The sequence below is a fragment of the Treponema sp. OMZ 305 genome, from assembly GCF_024181325.1.
In the GTDB taxonomy this organism is placed as follows: domain Bacteria; phylum Spirochaetota; class Spirochaetia; order Treponematales; family Treponemataceae; genus Treponema.
The window spans coordinates 2,384,986-2,407,436 of the sequence record NZ_CP051300.1; the positions used below are offsets into that span (position 1 = coordinate 2,384,986).

A 22,451-nucleotide genomic window follows, 5' to 3' on the forward strand; every position below is an offset into this window, starting at 1 on the left:
TTTCTCCTCTTAATCTATTTAAAGATACCCCTCATTTCCAACGTTGAAAAATCACACGGCAGCGTTACCGGCAATCCGGTTTTTTGAGATTTATAAATAGCCAAGATAATCTCTAAAGCTTTTTTGCCTTTTTCGCCCGAAACGAGCGGTTCACGATTATGTTCGATTGCATCGACGACATCTCTAAAAAGAGCCGTATGTCCGAAACCGTACACCGTCGGCGGGTCTTTTTCATTAGGATTAAGGACATTTTCTTCCGTGTCCCCTACCTGTTCCGCATCGGCAAAACGCCATGTTTCCATCTTATTAACCGCAAGCCCGCCGATCACAACGGAACCTTCCGAACCGAATAAGCTCAATGTTTCATTGAGATTTTTCGGATACACATCGGCAGTTCCTTCTATTATGCCAACAGCACCGGAAGCAAATTCTACAATCGCACAACCGAAGTCCTCTGCATCAATCGGACGGATAAACCGGCGGGTTTGCGCCTGCACGCGGACAGCATCTTCCCCCATCATCCATTGCAAAAGATCAATACCGTGCGTACACTGGTTCATCAGAGTACCGCCGTCCTGCTCCCACGTACCGCGCCACTTTGCCTGTTCGTAGTAACCTTCATTTCGGTTCCAGCGCACTTGGATCATTCCGTGCAGCATTTTACCGAAACGGCCTTTTTGATATGCTTCACGTGCTTTTACCACCGGTGCATTAAAGCGATTCTGAAAGCACACTGCCAATGTTTTACCGTGTTGTTTTGCCGTATCAATCATCGCTTGTGCATCAGCTGTAGAAAGTGCCATCGGCTTTTCGCAAATTACATGAGAGCCATTCTGCAAACAATGCACCGCAATATCCTTATGCTTACCGGATTCGGTCGCAATCGTTACTATCTCCGGTTTACACGTCGCAAGCATTTCTTTATAGTCGGCAAATACTTTCACCATTGCATTCGGCAGTGCTTTAGCGTACTCAGCTTTTTTCTCTTCTGCACGCTCCTGCACGGGATCGCAAACAGCAACTAAATCAACCGTATCCTGCATCGCAACAAATGCTTCAATATGCTTAAAACTAATTCGGCCGCAGCCGATTAACGCAATCTTATATTTCATTTTATATCCTTCTCTTAATTTCACTCCAAAGCCACATACTTAAATTTGCTTAATTATTGATTAACTGATACGCTTCTTGTGTTTTATCGATATACAGGTAATCTTCATTTCTAATTTGAGAAAACGTATGGATACCAACCGGTAGTTTTTTCATGGAGATGTTACCTCATTGCTCAAATATGCTCGCAATCGATATACTTACCTTTATAGGCATCTTTAAAAATATATTTTGGAGACAATCGTTCGAAAGTCAATCCATCACATTCCATTTTATCTTTAAGCGTCTTCCAAGCAAGACATTCAAGATTCATCCGAAAATTGCATTTGTAGAAATTGTCCTGCAGATAATCCAATTGCCTGACCGTAGTTTTTATGCTTACACCCATAAAACATCCTAATATAAATCAAATCTTATAGCTATAAGCATAAAAAGCCAACAAGAATTAAAGTTTTTATAGGTATAGGCACAAAAACAGCAATAAATTTAAAATCTTTAAAGACACAGCCATAAAATAGTATAATCTATTTATACAACGTGTAAATTAACCCCAAGCCCCTCAAAAATGAAGTTTTCAGGGGAGGCTATTCATTTATTGGATAGCGGGCATTCCAAATCTTCCGTACCAAGCAGTTTTTCTGCCGTTACAGCAAGCTTCATGTATAGTGTCATAAATTTATCCCATGAAGCATAGAGTGCATTAACCGCATTGACAATATCTTCCGGCCGCTCGGGGTATTCATGGGCAAAACTATTTCTCAACGAACGGAAATACTGCCAGTCCTCCGCCGATGTTAAAATGTTAAATTTTTCAAGTTTATTGAGAATATCGATAAACGGATGCGCGGTTGTATCGCTTTCCAGCAAACTATATACAGCAGGGATTAACCGCAAGCCAATGCAATCTTGCAACTTTGCAAACCGATAGAGGAATTGATCCAAAACAGCAGTTTGCTCATCGGATAATGCGTTCAGCCTCTCTTCTGTAATCGGAAAAAACGAATGCAAAGTTTGAAGCGCCACATCAATCCTGTGTATATGTTTTTTACATTCTTCCAGTGCAGAAGCGCATTTTAGTTTTGCTATTTCGTCCATAATACTACACCTTGCCGGTATGCATTCTGCACGATCAACCGCCCATCATCAGCGCCGGTTGTTGTAAGTAGATCAATCCGTTGCTCACCGAGCTTCAATTGTAGAGCCGCAGCCGTCTGTAATTTTTCTTCAAAGGCTGCAGCAGAAGTAAGCGGCGTTTGCACCAGTATATCGATATCCCCGCCCCGCTTGCTATCATCAGCACGAGAACCGAATAGGATAATTTTTTCAGCTTGCGTAAAATGCCGACGAACGGAATCGATGATGATGCTTTTAGTTTCTTCAGACAGACGCATTGTTACCCAAAGTAGTCCCACGCAGGCATGATAGTTATCCTTTTATCTTCTTTTACAAAAAGATCACGAGAATCCCGCGTAAGGGTAAGTCCTTCCCGAACCTTAAAGAAATCCATAGCTTTCAGAAGTCCGTTTAACTCTCGTTCGGTGTTATCGAGGTTCAGCTCTAAGCATACCTGAATGCACTGCGGTGCAAAAAGCGGATTAACGACAAAATCGCACTCGCACGCATCATCACTATAATAGTAGATTTGTTTATCGTCAAAAGTCCCGTACTTTCGGCGGAGTTCGTTAAACACAAAATTTTCTAAAATATGCCCCGAATTTTCGCTAAACGTAAGCCCTGCCGTCCGTATCAATCCGATATCGGTAAAATAAACTTTTTTTGGGGCAAGGCTCTGCGCTTTTTGCGACCACGCAAATTTCGACACTAAGCTCAACAAATACGCATTCTCAAAATATGAAAAATAATCAAGAATGGTGGTATGCGACTTTACTCCGGCGACTGTTTTCAACTTGCTGGGAGAAATCAGCGATGCGGCATTGGAAGCGAGATACACATAGAGTCGCTGCAGCGATTTATCATCACTGACATTGTAGCGCACTGCTATATCCCGATATAAGATGTCCTTTTGAAGCTGCATAACAACTTCGGAATTATTCAGCTTGAGATACTCGGGAAAACCGCCTGTTTGAAAATAGCTTTCAAACGATTGAATACCTTTTTGTGCATGCGCAAAGCGCAGATACTCGGAATAAGAAAACGGAAACAACTCTTTTACGATATGCCGCCCGGTCAGTTTTGTTCCAAGTTCACGGCTTAAAAGGGAGGCATTAGAGCCTGTTAATACAACCTGAAAACCTTGATCCAGCTTTTGCCGCACATACAATTCCCAATGCGCTGCGGCTTGTATTTCATCAAAAAAAATAAGAGAACTCTTCGATTCCTCAATAACAGCATCCAGTATTGCATAATCGGAAACGGAGAATTCCAACAGCCGTAAATCATCAAAATTCAGATAAAAAAACGGCTTATTGAGCTTCTTTACAAACTGCTGTAACAGGGTGCTTTTCCCGCACCGCCGAACACCGCATACCACAAACGCATGGGTTGTTATATCGGGGATATCCGCTAATGCATCTCGATATATGCCGTCATCGGTTTTCCACAGTTTTTCAAGTTGTGTAAGATATATTTTCTTTAATTCTGCCTGTAACATTGTGAAGAAAATATATCAACAACTGCATTGTATGTCAATACCATCAACATATATATGCCAATAGCGTTAACATATTACTAAACACAATACGCCCCTTGTAAAGGGCTGCATTATCAATGGGGGTGCCTTAAAAGTTGTTTACTTCCCTACCCCGATTCCATGCATATACTGTTCGAGTTTAACGGTAAAAGTACGCATTTCTTCAGGTTTGATATCACCGATATTTGCGATACGGAATGTATCAATATTCCCCAGCTTTCCCGGATAAATGGTAAAGCTGTGTTCAGCAGCAAAGTCATGCAGGGCATCAAAACTGTATTGAGGGGTCTTCGGCTCCAAAATTGCCGTAATAAAATGGCTTTGATGCTCCTCTTTTACCAGCATTTCAAGGCCAAGCTTTTTAACCGCTGCTACTAGTATATTCCAACACTCGGTATAGCGCTCATACCGTTTTTGAACGGTCTCTTGTTTGGTCTCTAAAACAGCCTGCCGTAATGCATACATCGTTTGTACCGGCGGCGTAAACCGTGTTTGATGGGTCTTTGAAAAATACGCATATTGATCATACAGATTTAAATAATAATTGCGCATCGGATAGTCTTTGGTCTTTTCAAGCTCGGCTTTATTGCAGATAACAAATCCTACACCCGCCATGCCTTGAATATTCTTATTGCTGGTAGATGCCATAAAGTCTATACCGAGTGTTTTTAAATCCATCGGCATTCCGCAATAAGCGCTTACCGCGTCAACAATCGTAACCATGCCATATTTTTTTGCCATAGGGCAGATAATATGCAGGGGGTTAAGCAAGCCGGTTGTTGTTTCATGGTATACACATGCAAGATGAGTATACTTTTTCGATGCAAATACAGCTTCAAGTTTTTCCAAGTCGATAGGTTCATACGTTGAACTTTTATATACATCCATAGGGATTTTATATACTTGCGCGATTTTTGCCATCCGCGCCCCATACGAGCCGTTATCAATTACTAACAGCTTTCCGGTATCGGGCACACAGGAAGAAACCATGACTTCATCCGCACCGGTACCGGAGCATCCGAACATAACGGTTTCATACTCATCGGGATTAGTCTGAGGCGCCAGCGCAAACAGCTTCATTTCATCGCAAAGCCATTGCATTAAATTTCCGAATTCTTTTTCACGCGGACAAATATCTGCTGCGACTTGAGCATATTTAACACTATCGGTAGTTGTGGCAGGCCCCGGATTAAGAAGCACTTCACGGCGAACATTGCGCAGGTTTTCATTTTCTACGATATGAGGATAAATATCATTTACCGCCATCGCCAAATGATCTTCATCGTCGATTTCCCGCCATACATAGTACTCGATTTTCTTTACCGCAACAGCGTCAGTCTCCGCAATTTTCAAAAGCGCATGCTCGTATTCCATTTTAGGTAAATCATTATAATGATCCTTTGCGTACGCACACATGTTATTTAACACTTCTTTCGTCAATTTGGTAATACCGACCAGTTCACCTAAAATACTGTGTAAGTCCTGTTTCTTCTTAGACAGCCCCGTCAGGCGCATATCCGCATCAGCTTGGAGATATACCTCATCACCGGAATGCGTAGCGCCGCTCGCTAAAATAAGATTTTTCCGCTCATCATTTATCAGAGTAAATAATCCGATCGAATCATAAATCAAATCGGATTCCAGCAGTAAAAAGGAACCGGTAACCAAAGGTGCACAGCATTCAAGCGTTCCCATACTGCCGGTTTCAGCATAGCGCTCATTTTTTACCGTAATGATAGCCGGATATTTTTGGGCAAGACGGTCATAATATTCGTTGCAATGCCCCGTACCGATAATAATTTTTTCTATTCCATGAGCAAGCAGTTTTTGTACCGATTGCTCTACAATTGCTGTTCCCCCTATTTCCAAAAAACCTTTCGGCATTGTTTTTGTCTTATCTTTTAAGCGGGACCCCAAGCCACCAGCCAAAATAACAGCTTCCTTAATCATACTATTTCTCCAGTAATGCCATAAAAGCTTTTTTATTTTCAATAGGAGATGATTTCGGTCTTCCTAAGTCAGGGCGCGCACCTTTAGATACCATCACCTCAATAAATACCGTACCGGGGCTTGCAAACGCGATTTTTAAATTTGACAGCAACGCTTCCGGCGCTGCAACGGATAGAGCTTGATCATATCCACATGCCAAAGCAACAGCACATAAGTTTATGTTCCGCGCTACAGTAGGCTGTCCGCCGACCGAATCATGAGCGCCGTTATTTAAAACGATATGCACCATGTTTTTCGGTTTTTGAGTACCGATCGTACTGAGCCCTCCAAGGTGCATAAGAGCTGCGCCATCGCCGTCAATACACACGACCTTACGATGCGTTTTGCATAAAGCAATACCGAGCGCTATTTGAGAAGCATGTCCCATTGAACCGACCGTTAAAAAGTCCGTATTATGCTTTTGCCGATTTTTCTCGCGTAATTCATACAATTCACGAGATGCCATTCCGGTAGTCGAAACAAAAACTGCATTTGAGGGAGCGTGAGCTATTATCTGCTCTATTGCCTGTTCTCTCGTCATTTCAGCAGGGACAGAGTCGTTTGATTTAAGCGTATAGGGTGCAAAGCAATCTTTCCGCACTACAAGCGCAAACGGAGCATTTCTCTCTTTGATCATTTTATAGGCATGTATAATTTGAACAGCTGCCTTTTCCTCATCGGTTTCCAAAATTGCATACGGGATTTCCATTGCATCAAGAAGTGCACAAGTTACTTTTCCCTGCGTTATATGCTGCGGTTCATCATGAACACCGGGCTCCCCCCGCCATCCGATTACAAGCAAAAGCGGAACCGAATATACCGCCTTATCTGCAAGTGAAAGAAGCGGGTTAACCGTATTACCCAATCCGGAATTCTGCATATACACAAGCGGAATAGTATCGGTTGCAAAATAATGCCCCGCTGCGAGTCCGACAGCACATCCTTCATTTGCTGCGATAATGTGATGCGTTTTATCTGCCGTATCCGTTATATATGCACAGAAATTTTTTAATAAAGAATCAGGCACTCCGGTAAAAAAATCGGTACCGTTTTCCTGTAATAACTCATAAAAAAATTGAGGGCGTATCATTTATTTAGTCCCCGGAATTAATTCCAAAATATTTTTTATTGAAAGACACATATCATTCACTTCTAAAGAACGTTCAGCTTCTAAAATAGTCTTTGCGACTTTATACATTGCAGGATACGATGCCCGCAACATGTGATTCGCATAAATAATAACATTTGCTCCCCAGGAAGCAAGCTCCGATTCGGTAAATTGATTATAGGTAGTGGGTACTAAAACGATCGGTACTTTTTTATATTCGCCTCTAAAGCGTTTACAGAATTCTTTAATATCTTCCCCTGTTTTTTCTTTACTGTGAATCATAACGCCATCGGCTCCGGCTTTTACGTATGCAAAAGCCCGTTCCAAGGCCTCATCCACAGAATGGCCTGCTATCAGAGATTCAAGGCGAGCAATAATCATAAAATCTTTGGTAACTTGTGCCTTTTTACCTTCCGCTATTTTATGACAAAAATCTTCTACCGGTGCCAATTCCTGCTTAGCTTCCGTACCGAATAAGCTGTTTTTCTTCAAACCGACTTTATCTTCTATTATAATAGCGGAAATACCGTTCCGCTCCAAAGTTCGAACGGTGAATACAAAATGCTCAGGTTTGCCGCCCGTATCACCGTCATAAATGATCGGCTTGGTCGTACATTCCAGAACATCCGTTAAACTTTGTAAACGAGTTGTAAGATCAACCGCTTCAATATCTGGCTTTCCCTTACTGGTAGAATCGGTAAGACTTGAAGACCACATTCCATCGTAACGATGAACACCATCTTCTTTTTGTACTTCAATATTTTCGATAATCAAGCCTGAGAGGCCGGAATGAGCTTCCATAATCCGCACAACCGGTTTTGCTTCGATAAGTCTCCGTAACGTTTTCATTCTAATTTCAGGCGTTGTCCCGATAGTATGCATATTAGCGGCAAGCGCCGTTGAATTAATTCCTTTCGTGTAAGGAATTTCAATCACCTGACCGCCCCACTCGTTCATTACTTGAAAAACTTCATCTCTGATCTTGCTTAAGGGGCCGACTTGCCAATCATCACCGTGAATAATAAAATCCGGTTTTAATTTTTTTAAATTCGGAACATACGACCAGTCTTCTTGCGGAATGACTTCGCTTACGCCTTTAATATTCTCTATAACCTGTTTTCGTTGTTCATACGTCAAATACGGTAATCTTTTATGCGAAACAATAGCGCTATCCGTCAACACCCCAATAATAAGGCGTCCGTATTTTGCACCTTCTGCAATAATATTGATAATGCCGGGATGGATGATATCCCCGGTAATTCCCAAATATACTGTTTTTTCCATAGGTTACATTTCCCAAAAAACATCAAGCTTGTATCAAGCCTCATATTCGCCAATATCAATTAAATATTTTTAACACCACACTCAAAAATTCATAAAAACAGTCTATTTCTTAAAAGCATGCTCAAGAATATATGTTTGCCCGCGCTTATAGATGGGATAATAATCTTCATACCAGTAGAGAGCGGTCATCGTATGCCTATGCAGCAAAACACTTTCCTTAGGCATTGCAAGGATAATTTCGGGTCTAGCATCAAAAAAGACCGTAAGTTTTTCTATAATTGCGGTATTCATTCGCGCCTTTTTCCTAAAAACAATATTCTCTAACGCATGAGCACAGGGGCATTACATGAGCTACATGAATCAAAACTCCAACCGATGTTTTAGCATCCCCAACCGTACAAGTGTTGCTAAGACAGCTCCGGTACAGTCGGCAAACCAGTCATATACGGAAGCATCGCGCCCGGGAACAAAGATTTGATGGATTTCATCAGAGATACCGTAACAAGCAGTAAAAAGGCAAACAAGCGTGAAATATTTAAACGGTTTTGCAAGCCATTTACCAGAAGCAAACCAATAGGAAAGCGTAAAAGCAAGACTCCCGAAAGCGCATGCATGCAAAAGCTTATCTAATCCATGAAAAGAAACGCTCTCCGGAATAGGCAGCTTTGACTGCGCAGAAAGGAGAAAGATTACAACGGCGATACACATTGACATACACCGCATAGTATATTCGATGATTTTTTTTGAAATCATGTCCGACACCTCCGAAATAAGATGAGGACATACCTCACCCATTCACACAACTGCTTTGATTTTTAAACAGGCTGTATGCCAATCAATAAAAATGACCGCCGCTGCTTTCTGTGCCGCCGAAACAGGCTCCATTCCGCATAAGGCTGATAATCGTAAACTACGGCAATATACACCAAGTTTAAGCTAAAAGCAAGATACGCAAGCTATGGTTTTTCGGATATTCAAAGGTTTTCTAAACGTATCGCTTATGAAATAAAGGGACAAAGACATCGAGGGAGACTTCCTATTCTGCCTCGTCTTTTTTGACAATGCGTACCTTCCGCGCGGGTTTCGGTTTTGTACTTGAGTTGTGCTTATTGATGATTTTCTTTTTTTCTCCGCCGACTGTCTCTGCAGAAATACTCCGCTGCTTTTTCTCTCGTTTTTCCTTGAGCTGCTCTTTCCGTTTTTTTTCGATAAATTCAAGGCTTTCGTTAAGCCCCTGCAAAAAGGTTTGCATTTCATCCTGAAATACGACAATTGCATGGCGGTCAAAACCGGCGCCGTCAGTGTTTTTGCTTTCGACAATCTGCAAAAAAACATCACCCAGCCGATTCTCTTTCACATTAAAAAAATATGTCCGGTTCTCTACCGGAATTTGAGTGGTAAATAATTCTCCTCGAATTCCCATTCCGTTATCCTTCCCTTAAAAGCTACCGATAATTGCCGGAATGCATATAGCCAGTAAGACCATCAGCATTCCTTTACCGGCGCCGTAAAATTCGGCTACAGCTTTCTTAATTTTTTGCCGATACCGCCGCATCGGCTTTGCGTACCATATCTCCCTGCCACTGCACAAGGTATTCTTCCGCTGCCTGATCATATCCTTTGATGTCTGCCATAATGCGGAATACCGGTTCGGTACCGGAACCGCGCATCCAGATAAAGGCAATCGGCATATAGCTTGCATTATAGAACTGCACTTTGAGGCCACCCTTTGCGGAAACTCCAAAATCTCTGAGGTTTTCCGTACAAACCGTTCCATTATACGCAAACACTTTACAGGCTGCTATACCGAACCGGTCTTTCAGCAGCTGTTTTTTATCCGCCCATTCCTGCATAAAAATCTTCTGATATGCCGATTTTAACGCAGTGTGGTCGGTTGTATGGATGTGCATCAGCGCCCGCGCTTCCTGCGTCGGGGTTGTCCAATAGCAGGGGAGCGTTGCAATAATATCCGCAAAGGTAAAGTCTTTCCGGTACTTTGCCGCTTGTCCCGACCGCTCGCACCAGATGTGGAACGGACATAGGCGGTTCGGTTCATCTTTTATGAGCAAGAGCTTGCTGATTGCAAAGAGTGTATTCAGCGGATCACGCACGGCGGCGGGGTAGGTGATATTCCCCCCGTTGGAACCTTCGCCAAGTATCCGCACTTTGTAACCGTACCGGCGCGCATCTTCCGCCCGGTTTACTACATTGGCTTCACCGACCTCCGCATAAAACACTTCCGCATCCAAGGCTTTTGCGATTTCGTTAATGCGGAGCGAGGTCGGCCCGTTGACGGTAACTGCGAGCGGCGCGCCGGTGTTACCGCTGTAGTGCAGATAACTCAGTTCTGCGATAACCGAAAGAGCAAAGACTTCCTGCGCTTCAAGGATCAGCGCTTTTTGCTGCGCCTCATCCCAGTAAATGATATTGCCGCGGTCTCCATCGCAGTCGGGCATGTAGCCGAACAACGTATTCTCCGCCTGTGCGGGATTGCTCCGGTGCAGTTCTTCGATCTTTGCAGCACAAGTTGCGAGGTTCCCCCCTTCGGGAATAATACCGTGGACGATATTTCCGGCCTTTTCCGCAATACCGACAAGCTGCATACCGAGCTTTTCAAAGAAAGCTCGGTCAACCGAAGCGGCGCGGGCGCTGCCGTTAAAGTCTGCAACCAGCGTAAACGGCTTCCCTGCTTTTGCAAGCTCAGTACATTGAAGTCGAATGCCGTCAAAGAATCGCACTTGTTCCGCGCTCTCTTTTGAATCGGCAATCACTTCCTGTAAAAAGTTTTGATAGGCTGCAAGCGCCGCTTGTTTATGCGCAGCCTCTGCCTCAAACACCATTTGTACCTGTGCCGGATTAGCCTGTTTGCGCAAGGCAGCCGCAGTATCTTGGTGTGTGGCGGCGCATTTTTGTGTGAATAAGGCTATCAGCCGGGCGGATTGAGCGCCGTCCAGTACACCGCCGGTATCCAACCCGAACTTAAAGCCGTTATGCCCGATGGGATTATGGCTTGCGGAAATATACATGAAAGCCGCCCCTGCAGCGCGTGCGTACGCCATAATCTCCGGCGCCGCTGCTATTCCAACCGATTGTACCGCTAAAGCCGCCGAACTTTTCACCGCGGAAATAGCCGTAGCAACCGTCGCCATAGGCACATCCGAACCTGTTATCGCGGACGCAGCGGCAAACGCCGTTACAGCCTCTTTTAAAAGCGCTGCGCCGGTGGGACGGCTGTCGCGGGCTATGACTATCGTGCGGATTGCCGGAAACTCAGCTTGTAAGAATTCCGCAAATGATTGAGCGGCAAAGAAAACAATATCGCGGTCGGCGGCGGAAATTTCCGGCGCTCCGTCGTTTTCGCTTCCGGATTGAGCAAATACTTTGCGCCAGCCTGACGCCGATAGAATCATCTTTTCAAAGGCCTGCTGTAATTCAGGGTATGCTGTATTCATTGATATTCTCTCGTATCGAAATCGATTAACCGAAACCTCTAAAAACCACAGCTTTTAGAGGTTCCGCTTCGCTTTAATGTGCTTTTAAAAACGCCTTGTAGGCTCGGTAGGCCATTAAAAGGTCTACTTTACTGATCAATTCGATGGGGGCATGCATCGACAATACCGGCACTCCGCAGTCTACGACTTCCGTTCCGTACTTAGCGAGGATGTAGGCTATCGTGCCTCCTCCCCCGGCGTCGGTCATGCCGAGTTCCGCCGTCTGCCAGACAACATTGTTGGTGTCGAATAAATGTCTGATCTTTTGGAGATATTCGGCGTTTGCGTCATTTGAGCCGCCCTTGCCGCCGGAGCCGGTGTATTTGTTGATGCAGATACCGTTGCCGATAAACGCCGAATTGAGCTTTTCAAATACGGACGTAAACGCGGGGTCATAACCGGCGGATACATCGGCCGACAGCATACAGGAATTGGCAAATGCGCGGCGCACGCCTAAATCGCAGGGAGCCTTTTGCAGGGCGGCAATCTCCGCGACCATGTTTTCAAAGTAGAGCGCTGTCATGCCGGTATTACCGACCGAACCGATCTCTTCTTTATCGGCAAAGAGGGCGACGGAGGTCTTTGCGGGAGTCCCCGAAACTTCGAGCATCGCTTTCAGTGTGGTATAGGCGCATACGCGGTCATCATGGCCGTGCCCTGCAATCATCGAGTTATCAAGCCCGACATTCCGCGCCTTTCCTGCGGGGACAATCTCGAGTTCCGCAACGCGGAAATCTTCTTCCGTAATGCCGTATTTTTGATTCAAGATTTTTAAGATATTTTCCTTAACGGGAGACTCCTTATCTCCTTTTTTATCCTCTTTAGATTTGTCTTTTTTCTTATCATCCGATTCATCCGGCGTTGCAGGTTTCATATTCCCGACGAGGACATTGAGCTGCTCGGCGGTAATGCCTTCCGCTAAGGTTTCCTGCAGCTGCTTTTTTGAAAGATGGATGAGCAAGTCACTGATAAAGAGCACCGGATCGTTTTCATCTTCACCGATGCATATTTCAACCTTCTTGCCTTCTTTGGTAAAGATGACCCCGTGAATAGCGAGCGGAATTGCAGTCCACTGGTACTTTTTGATACCGCCGTAATAGTGGGTCTTTAAAAACACGAGGTTGGAATCTTCATAGAGGGGCATCTGCTTGACGTCGAGACGCGGGCTATCGATATGAGCGCCGACAATATTCATCCCCTGCATGATATCCTCGCCGAGCACCATCATCACAACGGACTTATCTTTATTGTTAAGATAGACCTTTGTACCCGCAGGCGCTTTTCCGCTCTTTATCACTTCTTCAAGCGGCTTAAAACCTGCTTCCTTTGCCTGCCGTATAATTTGAGCGGCGCATTCGCGTTCGGTCTTTCCGGTGTTTAAAAATGAGATGTAATTTTGAGAAAGCGTTTGCATCTCGGCAAGTTCACTTTCGGTGAGCTTTTCCCATGCTGTTTTTGCTTTATACGTGAGTTCCATAGTGCACCTTCTTAATTATGTGATGTATCAAATTATCAACCAATTTCTAAAAACTTTAGATGTTGAGTTTAATCATCAGATGGGGCAGTATATACTATTGAAGAGAATTATAGAAGAGGTACATCACGATGCCGGAATATCAAAAAAAACTGGACAACCGTCAGAAAGTCAGCTACACTATAGAAAGATAGTTGGACATCTCTAAAAAACCGGTCAGCTTTTAGAGATGTTCGGACACTTTTAAAAAGGAGTTTATTGTGAGTGCAAAAAAATTAGGTCTATTGCCGCGTCTTATTATTGCAATCGTTGCCGGTATTTTAATCGGTAACTTGACGCGCTCCATCCATTTGCCGTTGCCTGTTCAGATTTTGGCAACCTTTAACGGGGTATTCGGCAACTTTCTCAGCTTTATCATTCCGCTGATCATCCTCGGATTTGTTATTCCGGGTATTGCGGATTTGGGCGCCGATGCAGGAAAGCTGCTCGCTATCACTGCCGGTATTGCGTACGGTTCAACACTGCTTGCCGGTACGTTGGCCTTTGTAACCGATTCCATATTCTTCCCGTTCTTTTTAAGTTCTCATGTGGATGTTTTTTCCCATGCGAACCCTGAAGATGCGCTGCTGCCCGGCTTATTCGGTATCGATATGCCGCCGCTGATGGGCGTTATGACTGCGTTGATTTTAAGCTTTGTTCTGGGTATCGGTATCGCGGTAACCCGTTCTGAAACATTAAAAAATGCAGCACGCGAATTTCAGAATATCGTTACGAAAGTTATCGAAGTTATCATTATTCCGCTTCTGCCGATTCATATTTTAGGCGTATTTACCAACATGACCCATGCGGGACAAGTTGGGCTTATCCTCAAGGTATTCATCAAAGTATTTGCAATCGTCATTGCGCTGCACGTCATTATGATACTCATCCAGTACCTCATTGCCTGTACGATTGCGAAACGGAATCCCTTTACATCGATTAAGACAATGCTGCCGGCGTATGTTACTGCATTGGGAACACAGTCATCCGCAGCAACCATACCGGTAACGCTTGCTTCCGCAAAGAAAATCGGCATTCAGGAAAAAATTGCAGACTTTGTTATCCCGCTTTGCGCAACCATTCACCTTGCCGGAAGCACCATCACATTAACCAGCTGTTCGATGGCTATCCTCATCTTGCACGGACAAACGGCAAGCGCCGGCATTATGCTCCCCTTTATCGCGATCTTGGGTGTTGCAATGGTTGCAGCTCCCGGTATTCCCGGCGGCGCAGTTATGGCAGCGCTCGGCTTTGTGCAGTCCATCCTCGGCTTTAACGACACGATGAGTTCTTTGATTATCGCGCTCTATATTGCACAGGACAGCTTTGGAACTGCATGTAACGTAACCGGAGACGGCGCAATCGCCATTTTGGTGGATGCTATTTCGCGCGACAAGAAGAAGGCGTAAAGACAAGGCTTCATTCTTTACAATGCAACAGCCGAACAAAGTATATATTTTAGAAGCTGTTGCATTCGTGCGTGGAAATCGTAAATATTCGCTTTAATTCGATAGGAGAAGATATGAAAAAGACAAAGATTGTCTGTACTATCGGTCCCGCTTCCGACTCGGAAGAAATACTGCGCGAATTATTTAAGGCAGGGCTCAATGTCTGCCGCCTTAATTTTTCGCACGGTACGCATGAAGAGCACCAGATCCGTATCGACCGTATCAAAAAGATTAGACAAGAACTCAACTTGCCGATTGCGATTATGCTGGACACCAAAGGGCCGGAAATACGGCTGAAAAACTTCGGTGTTAATTCCGTACAGCTGACTAAAGGGCAGGAGTTTACGCTCACCACGCGCGATGTTGTCGGCGATGAAAAGATATGCAGCGTAACCTATAAGAACCTTGCGCAGGAAGTACAGCCTCAGAATCGCATCCTCATCGATGACGGCTTAATCGAACTGCGGGTTGAGCGGATCGATAACGGTACCGATATTATCTGTACCGTCCAAAGCGACGGCCCCGTATCGAATCATAAAGGCATCAATATTCCCGGAGCAAAAATCAATCTTCCCTTCCTAAGCGAGCAGGATGTTTCCGATTTAAAATTCGGCGCTCAAAACGAAGTCGATTTTGTGGCGGCTTCGTTTACCCGCGGCCCGGCGGATATTTTAAGTATCCGCAAAGTTTTGGAAGAAGAGAACGGGAACAATATCCATATCATTGCGAAAATCGAAAACCAAGAGGGTGTCGATGCCATCGATAAGATTATTGAAGTTTCCGATGGCATTATGGTTGCTCGCGGGGATTTGGGTATCGAAATTCCGCCGGAAGAAATTCCGCTCGTGCAAAAGATGATTATCCGCAAAACACTGCGGGCAAGCAAACCGGCAATCACGGCAACCCAGATGCTCGAATCGATGACGCATAATCCGCGTCCGACTCGGGCGGAGGTTACCGATGTTGCAAACGCTATCTTTGACGGAACAAGCGCAATCATGCTTTCCGGCGAAACGGCGGCGGGAAAATATCCGGTAGAAACCGTTAAGATGATGCACCGTATCGCCGTTACAACCGAAAATTCGTTAAATTACGACAAGATTTTGGGGGCGGTCGCGCGGGAGCATTCTTTGACCATCACGAATGCCATCGCGCACGCAACCTGTTCTATGGCGCTGGAAATGAATGCGCAGGTTATCGTTACCGCAACTTCTTCAGGCGAAACGCCGCGAGCACTTTCAAAATACAAACCGAAGGTACCGATTGTTGCCGTAACTCCCTTTGAAGCAACGGCTCGGCGGTTATCGCTTAACTGGGGCGTATACCCGATTGTAACGACCTCTTTTAAATCGACGGACGAAATGTTTGAACAGTGCATTAACGTCGCAAAAGAAAAAGGGTATGTGCACGAAGGGGAACTTGCCGTACTGACCGCAGGCGTCCCGATCGGACTTGTCGGTTCGACAAACCTGTTAAAGGTTGAAACCGTCGGGAAGATACTGCTGAAAGGCAAAGGCACCGGCGTTGAATCGGTGGTAACCGGCCGTGTAAAAGTTATCCGTACCGAGCAAGACTTGCTGACCGACTTTGCGGACGGAGACATTATCGTAACCCAAGCAACCAACGATTTGATGAATTCTTTTATCGAACGGGCAGGCGCCGTCGTTACCGAAAACGGGAATTTGAGCGGACACGCCGCCTTGATGGGGATGAACCTATCGAAACCGACTATCGTAGGCGCAGCTGATGCAACAACCGTATTAAAAACAGGCGATATTATCACGCTGAATGGAAAAACCGGCGTCGTAATAAAAGGAACCGCTGCTCTTTATTAAATCGGTTTCGATGCAGAGACACGGTATACCGGCTTCTTCATCGTACGTTCCACAAGGTATCCTTCCGTGTCCGTATAGGTTGCTGAACTTCAGATTGACGCCGATAACGCCGTCCGCTTTAAATTCGGAAGCGAGACGCTTAATATCTTCAATCCGCTCTTTGTTCGGGGTAAAACGCGCACAGTTGATGTGTCCAAGATAGCGCTTGCTTAAATCTTTGACCATGCCGTCAAGGGTATTGCTTGCTTCGTCGACATCAATGAACAGGAAAATGCATCAGATTTTTGGCCAGCATTTCCGCACTGTTTCTTTAAAGCGAAGACCGCGGTCGAACTCGTTTTTAAACATGCCGAAGCTCGTAGCGCCGGGGGAAAATACGACGATTGCTTGTTCTGCAGCAGTCGTGTTTTGCAGTGTCGGTTCATAGTCTCGGCGGATTACTTCAAGCAAGGTAGAAAGGTCTTGAAAGGGGCCAAAGTACGGGGTGTGCTGAGCTTGCAGTAGCGGTGTCAATTTATCGGTTCCTGTGCCGGCAAGTAAAAACAATGCTTTTGCCTTTTTAAGCTCCGGCGCAAGAGTGGTAAAGTCAAGCTTTTTATCGGTTCCGCCGGTGATGAGGATAACCGGCTTTTCAAAAGCGTTCACTGCTGCCGCTGCCGCTTCGGGAATTGTTGCTGCGGAATCGTTATAGAATTTGAATTGTTCCGTTTCGTAAAAAAATTCAAGCCGATGGGGAATACCGCCATAGTTTTGCATAACGAACGGGATCTGTTGCAGATCGGCGCCGTATAACGCAAGAGCAAGCGAGGCAGCCATAACATTTTGTTTGAGCGCTGCGCCGGGAACGGTAATCCGTGAAGGGAGCAGCAGGCGGTCTTCGTCCGGCGCCAGCCGTATCCGAGCAGAGCCGTCGGGGGCTATCCATGCGCCGAGTAGATGCGGCGGCAGCGGATGTGCGCTGTACCAAAAGACTTGCCCAGCTGTTTCTTGCGCAAAGGTCTTTCCCCAGCCGTCATCGTAATTGCAGATTGTGTAATCGGTGTTATCCTGATTGCGGTAGATGATTTTTTTGTCGGCTACATAGCGTTCCATCGAGCCGTACCAGTTTTGATGATCGGGCATAATATGGGTAATAATCGCTATTTTCGGTTTTAACTGCGGGCTTTGCGCAAGGTCGCTGAGCTGCCAACTGGAAAGCTCCAGCACAACCGGTGTGTCGGCTCGTGTTTCGGTTAAGAAGGTGAGCGGACTCACCGTGATGTTGCCGCCGAGGAATACCCGTATGCCGCATTGCTGCAGCCCATAATACAGCGCACTGACGGTTGAGGATTTTCCTTTACTGCCGGTTACGGCAAGCACCGGCGCGGAACTCAGCTGTAAAAAAATTGAAATATCGGTTTCGATACAGCGCGCAGCTGCAAGATACGGATTTCCTTCCGATTTTACGCCGGGGTTTTTAATCACCATATCCGCCGTACGGAAATCTTCAATATTGTGACCGCCGAGCGCAAAACGTACATTGGGATAGCGCCGCAACTCCGCAACCGAGGGAGCAAGCTCCTCTTCGGTTTTCATATCGGTTACGATAACCTCTTTTGCGCCGTGTTCCGCAAAAAAACGAGCCGAAGCAAGCCCTCCGCCGTTTAATCCGAGTCCCATAATCGTTACCGAAAGCCCTGCAATATCGTTTAAATTCCGTATCATCATTCAACGATAGTATCAAAAAACAAGCGTTTAGAAAAGAATAGCGAAGAGGCGTCTCTAGGGCGCTGCGCTGCAATTGCTTTACCTTGACTATTATACCCCGTAAAGTTAAAATGTTAGTATGAAAGATACATTGATAGATAGTGCCGTCCGCAAGATTCCGGATTTTCCTAAGAAGGGAATTTTGTTTTATGATATTACGGGGCTTCTGATAAATCCTGAAGCGTTTCACTATTGCTTGGATAAGCTTACGGGCTTTTATAAGGATGAAAAAATCGATGCGGTTGCAGCTATCGAATCGCGCGGTTTTATTTTTGCGGCTCCCTTTGCGGATAGGCTCGGTATTCCGCTGATTCTCATCAGAAAGAAGGGAAAGCTGCCGGGTGAAACCTATTCCTGTTCTTATGACCTCGAATACGGGCAAGCAACGATCGAAGTGCACACCTCCGATATACAAAAAGGTCAGCGAATATTGCTGCTCGACGACTTGATTGCAACCGGCGGCACGCTGAATGCGGCGCGGAAAATGCTGAATCAGGGCGGCGCCGAGGTGGTCGGTTTTTGCGGCGTTATCGGATTGCCGTTTTTGCACTACGATAAAATTATCGGTGATTTACCGATTAAAACACTGATCGAATACGACAGCGAATAGGGATAAGATTTTAAAATGATTACATTGATTAAAGACATACTCACGCAAAAACCGGACGGGCAGGAGGTTGCCGTCTACGGATGGGTGCGTACCAAACGCGAGACAAAGAACCTCATTTTTATTCAGGTAAACGACGGTTCATGCTTTGCGTCGATTCAGCTCACCTTTGACCGCGATAAGGGGATCGATGCGCAAACCGAAAAAGAATTAAGCAGGATTACGACCGGCGCCTCGATTAAAGCGGTCGGTGCATTGATCGAATCTCCCGCATCGGGACAGGCCGTAGAGGTCGCCGCAAAAACGATTTTTGTGTACGGCGAGGCTTCCGGCGAAACCTATCCGCTGCAAAAAAAACGGCATACGTTTGAGTTTTTACGCGACATAGCTCACTTACGCGCTCGTACCAATACATTCGGAGCGGTTGCCCGTGTGCGAAACCAAATGGCTTTTGCCGTGCATAACTTCTTTCAAGAGCACGGGTTCCAGTACGTGCATACGCCGCTGATTACCGCCTCCGATTGCGAAGGCGCCGGTGAGATGTTTCAGGTAACCACGCTCAATATGCAGGAGATTATCCGCAAGGCCTTAAAAGATAAAGTTGATCCTGCCACCTTCGCGGTTGATTACAAACAAGACTTCTTTGAACGTGAGGCATATCTGACCGTTTCCGGTCAGCTTGAGATAGAAACGTATGCAACCGCTCTTTCACGGGTCTATACCTTCGGGCCGACCTTCCGTGCGGAAAACTCAAACACAACACGGCACCTCTCCGAATTTTGGATGATAGAACCGGAGATGTCGTTTTTCCGGCTTGAGGACAACATGGATTTAGCGGAGAAATTTGTTGTCTATCTCCTTAAATGGGCGTTAACTCATTGCAGAGCCGACCTTGAGTTTTTTAATGCGCAGATTAAACCGGGGCTTATCGAAACGCTGGAACACGTGGTGCAGTCCAAGTTTACCCGCATCACCTATACCGATGCGGTGAAGGAACTTGAAAAACACGCTTCCGAGTTTGAGTTTAAACCGTTCTGGGGTTGCGATCTTCAAAGCGAACACGAAAAATATTTAACCGAGCAGGTATTTAAAGGCCCCGTTATCGTAACGGATTATCCCAAGGAAATAAAAGCCTTCTATATGAAGCAAAATGAGGACGGCAAAACGGTGCGGGCGATGGATGTGCTGGTGCCGGGACTGGGAGAGATTATTGGCGGTTCCGAACGGGAAGACAACCTTGCTGCGCTGGAAACCCGTATGACCGATCTCGGCCTTGATGTCAAAAACTATTGGTGGTATTTGGATTTGCGCCGCTACGGAACCGTACCGCATTCGGGATTCGGGCTCGGATTTGACCGGCTGCTCCTCTATGTTACCGGTATGGCGAATATCCGCGATGTTATTCCGTATCCGCGGACTCCGAAATCTGCGGAATTTTAACCGCAGCAACACAGTGGATTGTACCGCAATGCAGCGTACCGCTACGCGCGCACTGCGCAAGTTGTTCTTATATGGGTCGTACTTGTTCGTGACGCACTTACACGTTCCGACCATAAGACCGGCAGTATGAGTAACCGTTATTGGAATACCGAGGCGCTTGTGCTGTCGGTTTCTTCTTTTAGCAGCGACCATCGGAACGTGTCGCTTCTTGTGCCGCAGGAACATGGGTGCACGATTGTACCGGCGACCCTTTTCGGCGGCGCACGGAGTAAACTGCGGGGGATGGTTTCTACCTATCAGAGCGGGCAAGTCTGGCTCTATTCAAACCCGATAAAAAATTCAAACAAAATTACCGATTTTTCAGTGAGCGCCTACCGGATGGAGCTGCGCGAAAGTTTAGCCCGCAGTTGGTGCGCCGCCGTGTGCAGCGAAATCACGATAAAAACCTGCGGCACGGTGAACTGGCAGCTGGTGAACGCTTTTTTGGACGGGCTGTGCGTTTCCGACGATGCAGGATGCGAGCGGGGACTCTTGCGCTTTTTATGGCGGCTGCTACAGACGGCAGGCGTTGCTCCCGATATATTCCACTGCGGTACGTGCGGCACCGAAATTGCATCTAGCGCCGGCGTTATAACCGGCAGCGCGGAGATTGTAAGCATCGGTGCGGGGAGCGGCGGCAGGAGTGTAACCAATGCTGCGGGGTGGGGAAGCGGCGGCACGTGCGGCGTCGAGATTGCACATAGCGCCGGGGTTGTAACCGGCAGCGCCGAGATTGCAGCCGACGCTGAAATTGCGGCAAACGCCGCGTCCTGCCCGGCGGAAACGTGCTGCGCTGTATATAGCCCCGCAGAGGATGAGTGCTTTTGCAGCTCCTGTCGCCGGTTCGATGCTCATACGTTTCCGCTTTCTGCAGAGGCTTTCGGGTATCTGTATGCAGTGACGGAAATGCCTCCCGGATATTCGCGGCATTTACCACTCAGCCCCGCCGCTTATGGGGAACTCAAGCGGTTCCTCTTTTTCTTAACCGAAAAGATGGCAGGAACGCCGCTTAAAACCTTTCAGATGAGGTATGTGTAATTATCAACATTGTGCTTTCCTTGCTTATACTATGGAGCATCTCTAAAAAGTCGGTTAGATTTTTAGAGATGCCCGACGAGTTTAAAATTAGTCCTATCAAAGAAGTATCATCATTTTTAATTTTCTGCTATAATGGGGGTTATGAAACCGATCAATGAAGTTCGCACTTCATGCCTGAACACCCGCTCATCATCAAAAAAGAATGCGTATATTCTCTGCGTCGGAATTGCCGAAATCATGGACTGGGCATCTGCAAAAAACTCAAGTTTTTAGAGGTCCCATTGTTGAGTTCATTTAAACTGATAAAAGGATAACTGGGAATATGGCGCTTATAGATTGCCCCAATGGGACTGATTTTGAATTCGGTGTGTTAATACAAAAGAAAGATATTTTTATTTTAGAAAGCGGACAGCTGCCGATCGGTAGCGAAGTTTCCCAAGCTCTTAAAACATATCGTAATGAAGATATTATCAGCCTTTACGGTGAAAGGATATACCGTACCTTTGCAGCGGCCTTATCGCCTGATGCAGCGGAACCGGAAGGCTTTAAACGGATACCGTACCGGAATTTATTTATAACGGAACCTGTCGAGTATGCCTCGATTGTTGCCCGTGCAGCTCTTTTGCTTGATTGGCTGCAGCATACTAAGTATTGTGCTTCATGCGGCAGTCGGCTGTATTTAAGCGTAACCGAAACAGCATTGGAATGCCCGCAATGCAGCAGAATATTTTATCCTGTGCTTGCGCCGTGCATTATTGTGCTCATCAGTAAGGGGGAACATATCCTTTTAGCACGGCATGTACAGCACATCTCCGACCTTTATACGTGCATTGCGGGCTTTATCGAAGCCGGTGAAACGGCAGAGGAAGCCGTTATCCGTGAAGTACGTGAAGAAGTCGGCTTAACGGTTAAGAACATCCGGTACCGTGGAAGCCAAGGCTGGCCGTATCCTAATCAGCTGATGCTTGCCTTCCGCGCCGAATATGTTTCGGGAGATATTACCGTACAAAAAGAAGAGTTATCGGAGGCCGCATGGTTTACGCGCGATGCGTTGCCCCCGATACCGCTCCCCGGCTCCGCCGCTCATCGGCTTATCTGTGGCGACTGGTATTAGCCCTGATGTACACTGTTCACCAGCGGCACGGATGCCGCT

Annotated in this window: 22 protein-coding genes; 7 read left to right on the forward strand and 15 right to left on the reverse strand. The window is 46.1% G+C overall.

Annotated features, from left to right (window positions below):
* Positions 1-14 precede the first annotated feature (14 nt).
* The 13 genes from ABK01_RS10565 to ABK01_RS10625 form a co-directional block, all read right to left on the reverse strand.
* On the reverse strand, positions 15-1,112 hold the full coding sequence (locus ABK01_RS10565) for a Gfo/Idh/MocA family protein (RefSeq protein WP_253675607.1): 1,098 nt from the start codon (positions 1,110-1,112) through the stop codon (positions 15-17).
* Positions 1,113-1,161: 49 nt separating this feature from the next.
* Positions 1,162-1,266: an AAA family ATPase gene (locus ABK01_RS10570; protein ID WP_212565399.1), complete on the reverse strand. Its 105-nt coding sequence runs from the start codon at positions 1,264-1,266 to the stop codon at positions 1,162-1,164.
* A 432-nt stretch (positions 1,267-1,698) separates the two neighbouring features.
* Entirely contained in the window at positions 1,699-2,205 is a 507-nt protein-coding gene (locus tag ABK01_RS10575; protein WP_212565400.1) for a hypothetical protein, read from the reverse strand.
* Positions 2,193-2,522: a nucleotidyltransferase domain-containing protein gene (locus ABK01_RS10580; RefSeq protein ID WP_253675608.1), complete on the reverse strand. Its 330-nt coding sequence runs from the start codon at positions 2,520-2,522 to the stop codon at positions 2,193-2,195. Before ABK01_RS10580 ends, ABK01_RS10575 begins: the two co-directional genes overlap by 13 nt.
* Positions 2,504-3,721, reverse strand: coding sequence for an ATP-binding protein (locus tag ABK01_RS10585; protein WP_253675609.1), 1,218 nt, complete (start codon positions 3,719-3,721; stop codon positions 2,504-2,506). The genes ABK01_RS10580 and ABK01_RS10585 overlap by 19 nt, the downstream gene beginning before the upstream one ends.
* Positions 3,722-3,859: 138 nt before the next feature.
* Complete coding sequence (locus ABK01_RS10590) at positions 3,860-5,710, reverse strand: 2-aminoethylphosphonate aminotransferase (RefSeq protein WP_253675610.1); 1,851 nt, start codon at positions 5,708-5,710, stop codon at positions 3,860-3,862.
* Position 5,711: 1 nt separating this feature from the next.
* Positions 5,712-6,839 carry a phosphonopyruvate decarboxylase gene (gene aepY / locus ABK01_RS10595; RefSeq protein ID WP_253675611.1) on the reverse strand — a complete coding sequence of 376 codons (1,128 nt, stop codon included), beginning with the start codon at positions 6,837-6,839 and terminating at the stop codon, positions 5,712-5,714.
* Positions 6,840-8,141, reverse strand: a complete 1,302-nt coding sequence (aepX, locus tag ABK01_RS10600; RefSeq protein WP_253675612.1) for a phosphoenolpyruvate mutase — start codon at positions 8,139-8,141, stop codon at positions 6,840-6,842.
* 102 nt (positions 8,142-8,243) lie between these two features.
* Positions 8,244-8,432 (reverse strand): hypothetical protein, encoded by a 189-nt coding sequence (locus ABK01_RS10605; protein ID WP_253675613.1) that lies wholly within the window; start codon positions 8,430-8,432, stop codon positions 8,244-8,246.
* Positions 8,433-8,501: 69 nt separating this feature from the next.
* The gene (locus ABK01_RS10610) at positions 8,502-8,894 is read right to left on the reverse strand and encodes a VanZ family protein (protein WP_212565407.1); all 393 of its coding nucleotides are present in this window, start codon (positions 8,892-8,894) and stop codon (positions 8,502-8,504) included.
* Positions 8,895-9,177: 283 nt separating this feature from the next.
* On the reverse strand, positions 9,178-9,564 hold the full coding sequence (locus tag ABK01_RS10615) for a PUR family DNA/RNA-binding protein (RefSeq protein WP_253675614.1): 387 nt from the start codon (positions 9,562-9,564) through the stop codon (positions 9,178-9,180).
* A gap of 106 nt (positions 9,565-9,670) precedes the next feature.
* A complete protein-coding gene (locus tag ABK01_RS10620) occupies positions 9,671-11,593 on the reverse strand; it encodes a phosphoglucomutase (protein ID WP_253675615.1) in 1,923 nt (640 codons plus the stop codon).
* 73 nt (positions 11,594-11,666) lie between these two features.
* A complete protein-coding gene (locus ABK01_RS10625) occupies positions 11,667-13,109 on the reverse strand; it encodes an aminopeptidase (RefSeq protein WP_253675616.1) in 1,443 nt (480 codons plus the stop codon).
* A gap of 257 nt (positions 13,110-13,366) precedes the next feature.
* On the opposite strand from ABK01_RS10625, the gene ABK01_RS10630 reads away from it, so the two are divergent.
* Together ABK01_RS10630 and pyk are read left to right on the forward strand one after the other, a co-directional pair.
* A complete protein-coding gene (locus tag ABK01_RS10630; protein WP_253675617.1) occupies positions 13,367-14,554 on the forward strand; it encodes a dicarboxylate/amino acid:cation symporter in 1,188 nt (395 codons plus the stop codon).
* 113 nt (positions 14,555-14,667) lie between these two features.
* Positions 14,668-16,428 carry a pyruvate kinase gene (gene pyk / locus ABK01_RS10635; protein WP_253675618.1) on the forward strand — a complete coding sequence of 587 codons (1,761 nt, stop codon included), beginning with the start codon at positions 14,668-14,670 and terminating at the stop codon, positions 16,426-16,428.
* Here pyk and ABK01_RS10640 read toward each other — a convergent pair.
* Both ABK01_RS10640 and murD read right to left on the reverse strand, forming a co-directional pair.
* A complete protein-coding gene (locus ABK01_RS10640) occupies positions 16,354-16,653 on the reverse strand; it encodes a 2-hydroxyacyl-CoA dehydratase (protein WP_253675619.1) in 300 nt (99 codons plus the stop codon). The genes pyk and ABK01_RS10640 overlap by 75 nt on opposite strands.
* Positions 16,654-16,704: 51 nt before the next feature.
* Positions 16,705-18,135: a UDP-N-acetylmuramoyl-L-alanine--D-glutamate ligase gene (murD, locus tag ABK01_RS10645; protein WP_253675620.1), complete on the reverse strand. Its 1,431-nt coding sequence runs from the start codon at positions 18,133-18,135 to the stop codon at positions 16,705-16,707.
* Positions 18,136-18,253: 118 nt separating this feature from the next.
* Here murD and ABK01_RS10650 point away from each other — a divergent pair, with 118 nt between their 5' ends.
* From ABK01_RS10650 to nudC, 5 genes are all read left to right on the forward strand, one after another.
* Positions 18,254-18,784, forward strand: coding sequence for an adenine phosphoribosyltransferase (locus tag ABK01_RS10650; protein ID WP_016523116.1), 531 nt, complete (start codon positions 18,254-18,256; stop codon positions 18,782-18,784).
* Positions 18,785-18,799: 15 nt separating this feature from the next.
* Positions 18,800-20,221, forward strand: coding sequence for an asparagine--tRNA ligase (gene asnS, locus ABK01_RS10655; protein ID WP_253675621.1), 1,422 nt, complete (start codon positions 18,800-18,802; stop codon positions 20,219-20,221).
* A 126-nt stretch (positions 20,222-20,347) separates the two neighbouring features.
* Positions 20,348-21,298, forward strand: a complete 951-nt coding sequence (locus ABK01_RS10660) for a DNA repair protein RecO (RefSeq protein ID WP_253675622.1) — start codon at positions 20,348-20,350, stop codon at positions 21,296-21,298.
* Between the two features lie 141 nt (positions 21,299-21,439).
* Positions 21,440-21,571 carry a hypothetical protein gene (locus ABK01_RS11715; RefSeq protein WP_256481848.1) on the forward strand — a complete coding sequence of 44 codons (132 nt, stop codon included), beginning with the start codon at positions 21,440-21,442 and terminating at the stop codon, positions 21,569-21,571.
* Positions 21,572-21,620: 49 nt separating this feature from the next.
* Positions 21,621-22,412 carry an NAD(+) diphosphatase gene (nudC, locus tag ABK01_RS10665; RefSeq protein ID WP_212565417.1) on the forward strand — a complete coding sequence of 264 codons (792 nt, stop codon included), beginning with the start codon at positions 21,621-21,623 and terminating at the stop codon, positions 22,410-22,412.
* Positions 22,413-22,451: the final 39 nt, after the last annotated feature.

Bases quoted from the DNA above. Each gene is read 5' to 3' on its own strand.
- nudC (WP_212565417.1), top strand. From the start codon at position 21,621: ATGGCGCTTATAGATTGCCCCAATGGGACTGATTTTGAATTCGGTGTG.
- ABK01_RS10660 (WP_253675622.1), top strand. From the start codon at position 20,348: ATGAGTAACCGTTATTGGAATACCGAGGCGCTTGTGCTGTCGGTTTCT.
- ABK01_RS10570 (WP_212565399.1), bottom strand. From the start codon at position 1,266: ATGAAAAAACTACCGGTTGGTATCCATACGTTTTCTCAAATTAGAAAT.
- ABK01_RS10590 (WP_253675610.1), bottom strand. From the start codon at position 5,710: ATGATTAAGGAAGCTGTTATTTTGGCTGGTGGCTTGGGGTCCCGCTTA.
- asnS (WP_253675621.1), top strand. From the start codon at position 18,800: ATGATTACATTGATTAAAGACATACTCACGCAAAAACCGGACGGGCAG.
- ABK01_RS10625 (WP_253675616.1), bottom strand. From the start codon at position 13,109: ATGGAACTCACGTATAAAGCAAAAACAGCATGGGAAAAGCTCACCGAA.
- pyk (WP_253675618.1), top strand. From the start codon at position 14,668: ATGAAAAAGACAAAGATTGTCTGTACTATCGGTCCCGCTTCCGACTCG.
- ABK01_RS10565 (WP_253675607.1), bottom strand. From the start codon at position 1,112: ATGAAATATAAGATTGCGTTAATCGGCTGCGGCCGAATTAGTTTTAAG.
- ABK01_RS10620 (WP_253675615.1), bottom strand. From the start codon at position 11,593: ATGAATACAGCATACCCTGAATTACAGCAGGCCTTTGAAAAGATGATT.
- ABK01_RS10585 (WP_253675609.1), bottom strand. From the start codon at position 3,721: ATGTTACAGGCAGAATTAAAGAAAATATATCTTACACAACTTGAAAAA.
- ABK01_RS10615 (WP_253675614.1), bottom strand. From the start codon at position 9,564: ATGGGAATTCGAGGAGAATTATTTACCACTCAAATTCCGGTAGAGAAC.
- ABK01_RS11715 (WP_256481848.1), top strand. From the start codon at position 21,440: ATGAAACCGATCAATGAAGTTCGCACTTCATGCCTGAACACCCGCTCA.
- ABK01_RS10575 (WP_212565400.1), bottom strand. From the start codon at position 2,205: ATGGACGAAATAGCAAAACTAAAATGCGCTTCTGCACTGGAAGAATGT.
- aepY (WP_253675611.1), bottom strand. From the start codon at position 6,839: ATGATACGCCCTCAATTTTTTTATGAGTTATTACAGGAAAACGGTACC.
- aepX (WP_253675612.1), bottom strand. From the start codon at position 8,141: ATGGAAAAAACAGTATATTTGGGAATTACCGGGGATATCATCCATCCC.
- ABK01_RS10610 (WP_212565407.1), bottom strand. From the start codon at position 8,894: ATGATTTCAAAAAAAATCATCGAATATACTATGCGGTGTATGTCAATG.
- ABK01_RS10650 (WP_016523116.1), top strand. From the start codon at position 18,254: ATGAAAGATACATTGATAGATAGTGCCGTCCGCAAGATTCCGGATTTT.
- ABK01_RS10640 (WP_253675619.1), bottom strand. From the start codon at position 16,653: ATGGTCAAAGATTTAAGCAAGCGCTATCTTGGACACATCAACTGTGCG.
- ABK01_RS10605 (WP_253675613.1), bottom strand. From the start codon at position 8,432: ATGAATACCGCAATTATAGAAAAACTTACGGTCTTTTTTGATGCTAGA.
- murD (WP_253675620.1), bottom strand. From the start codon at position 18,135: ATGATGATACGGAATTTAAACGATATTGCAGGGCTTTCGGTAACGATT.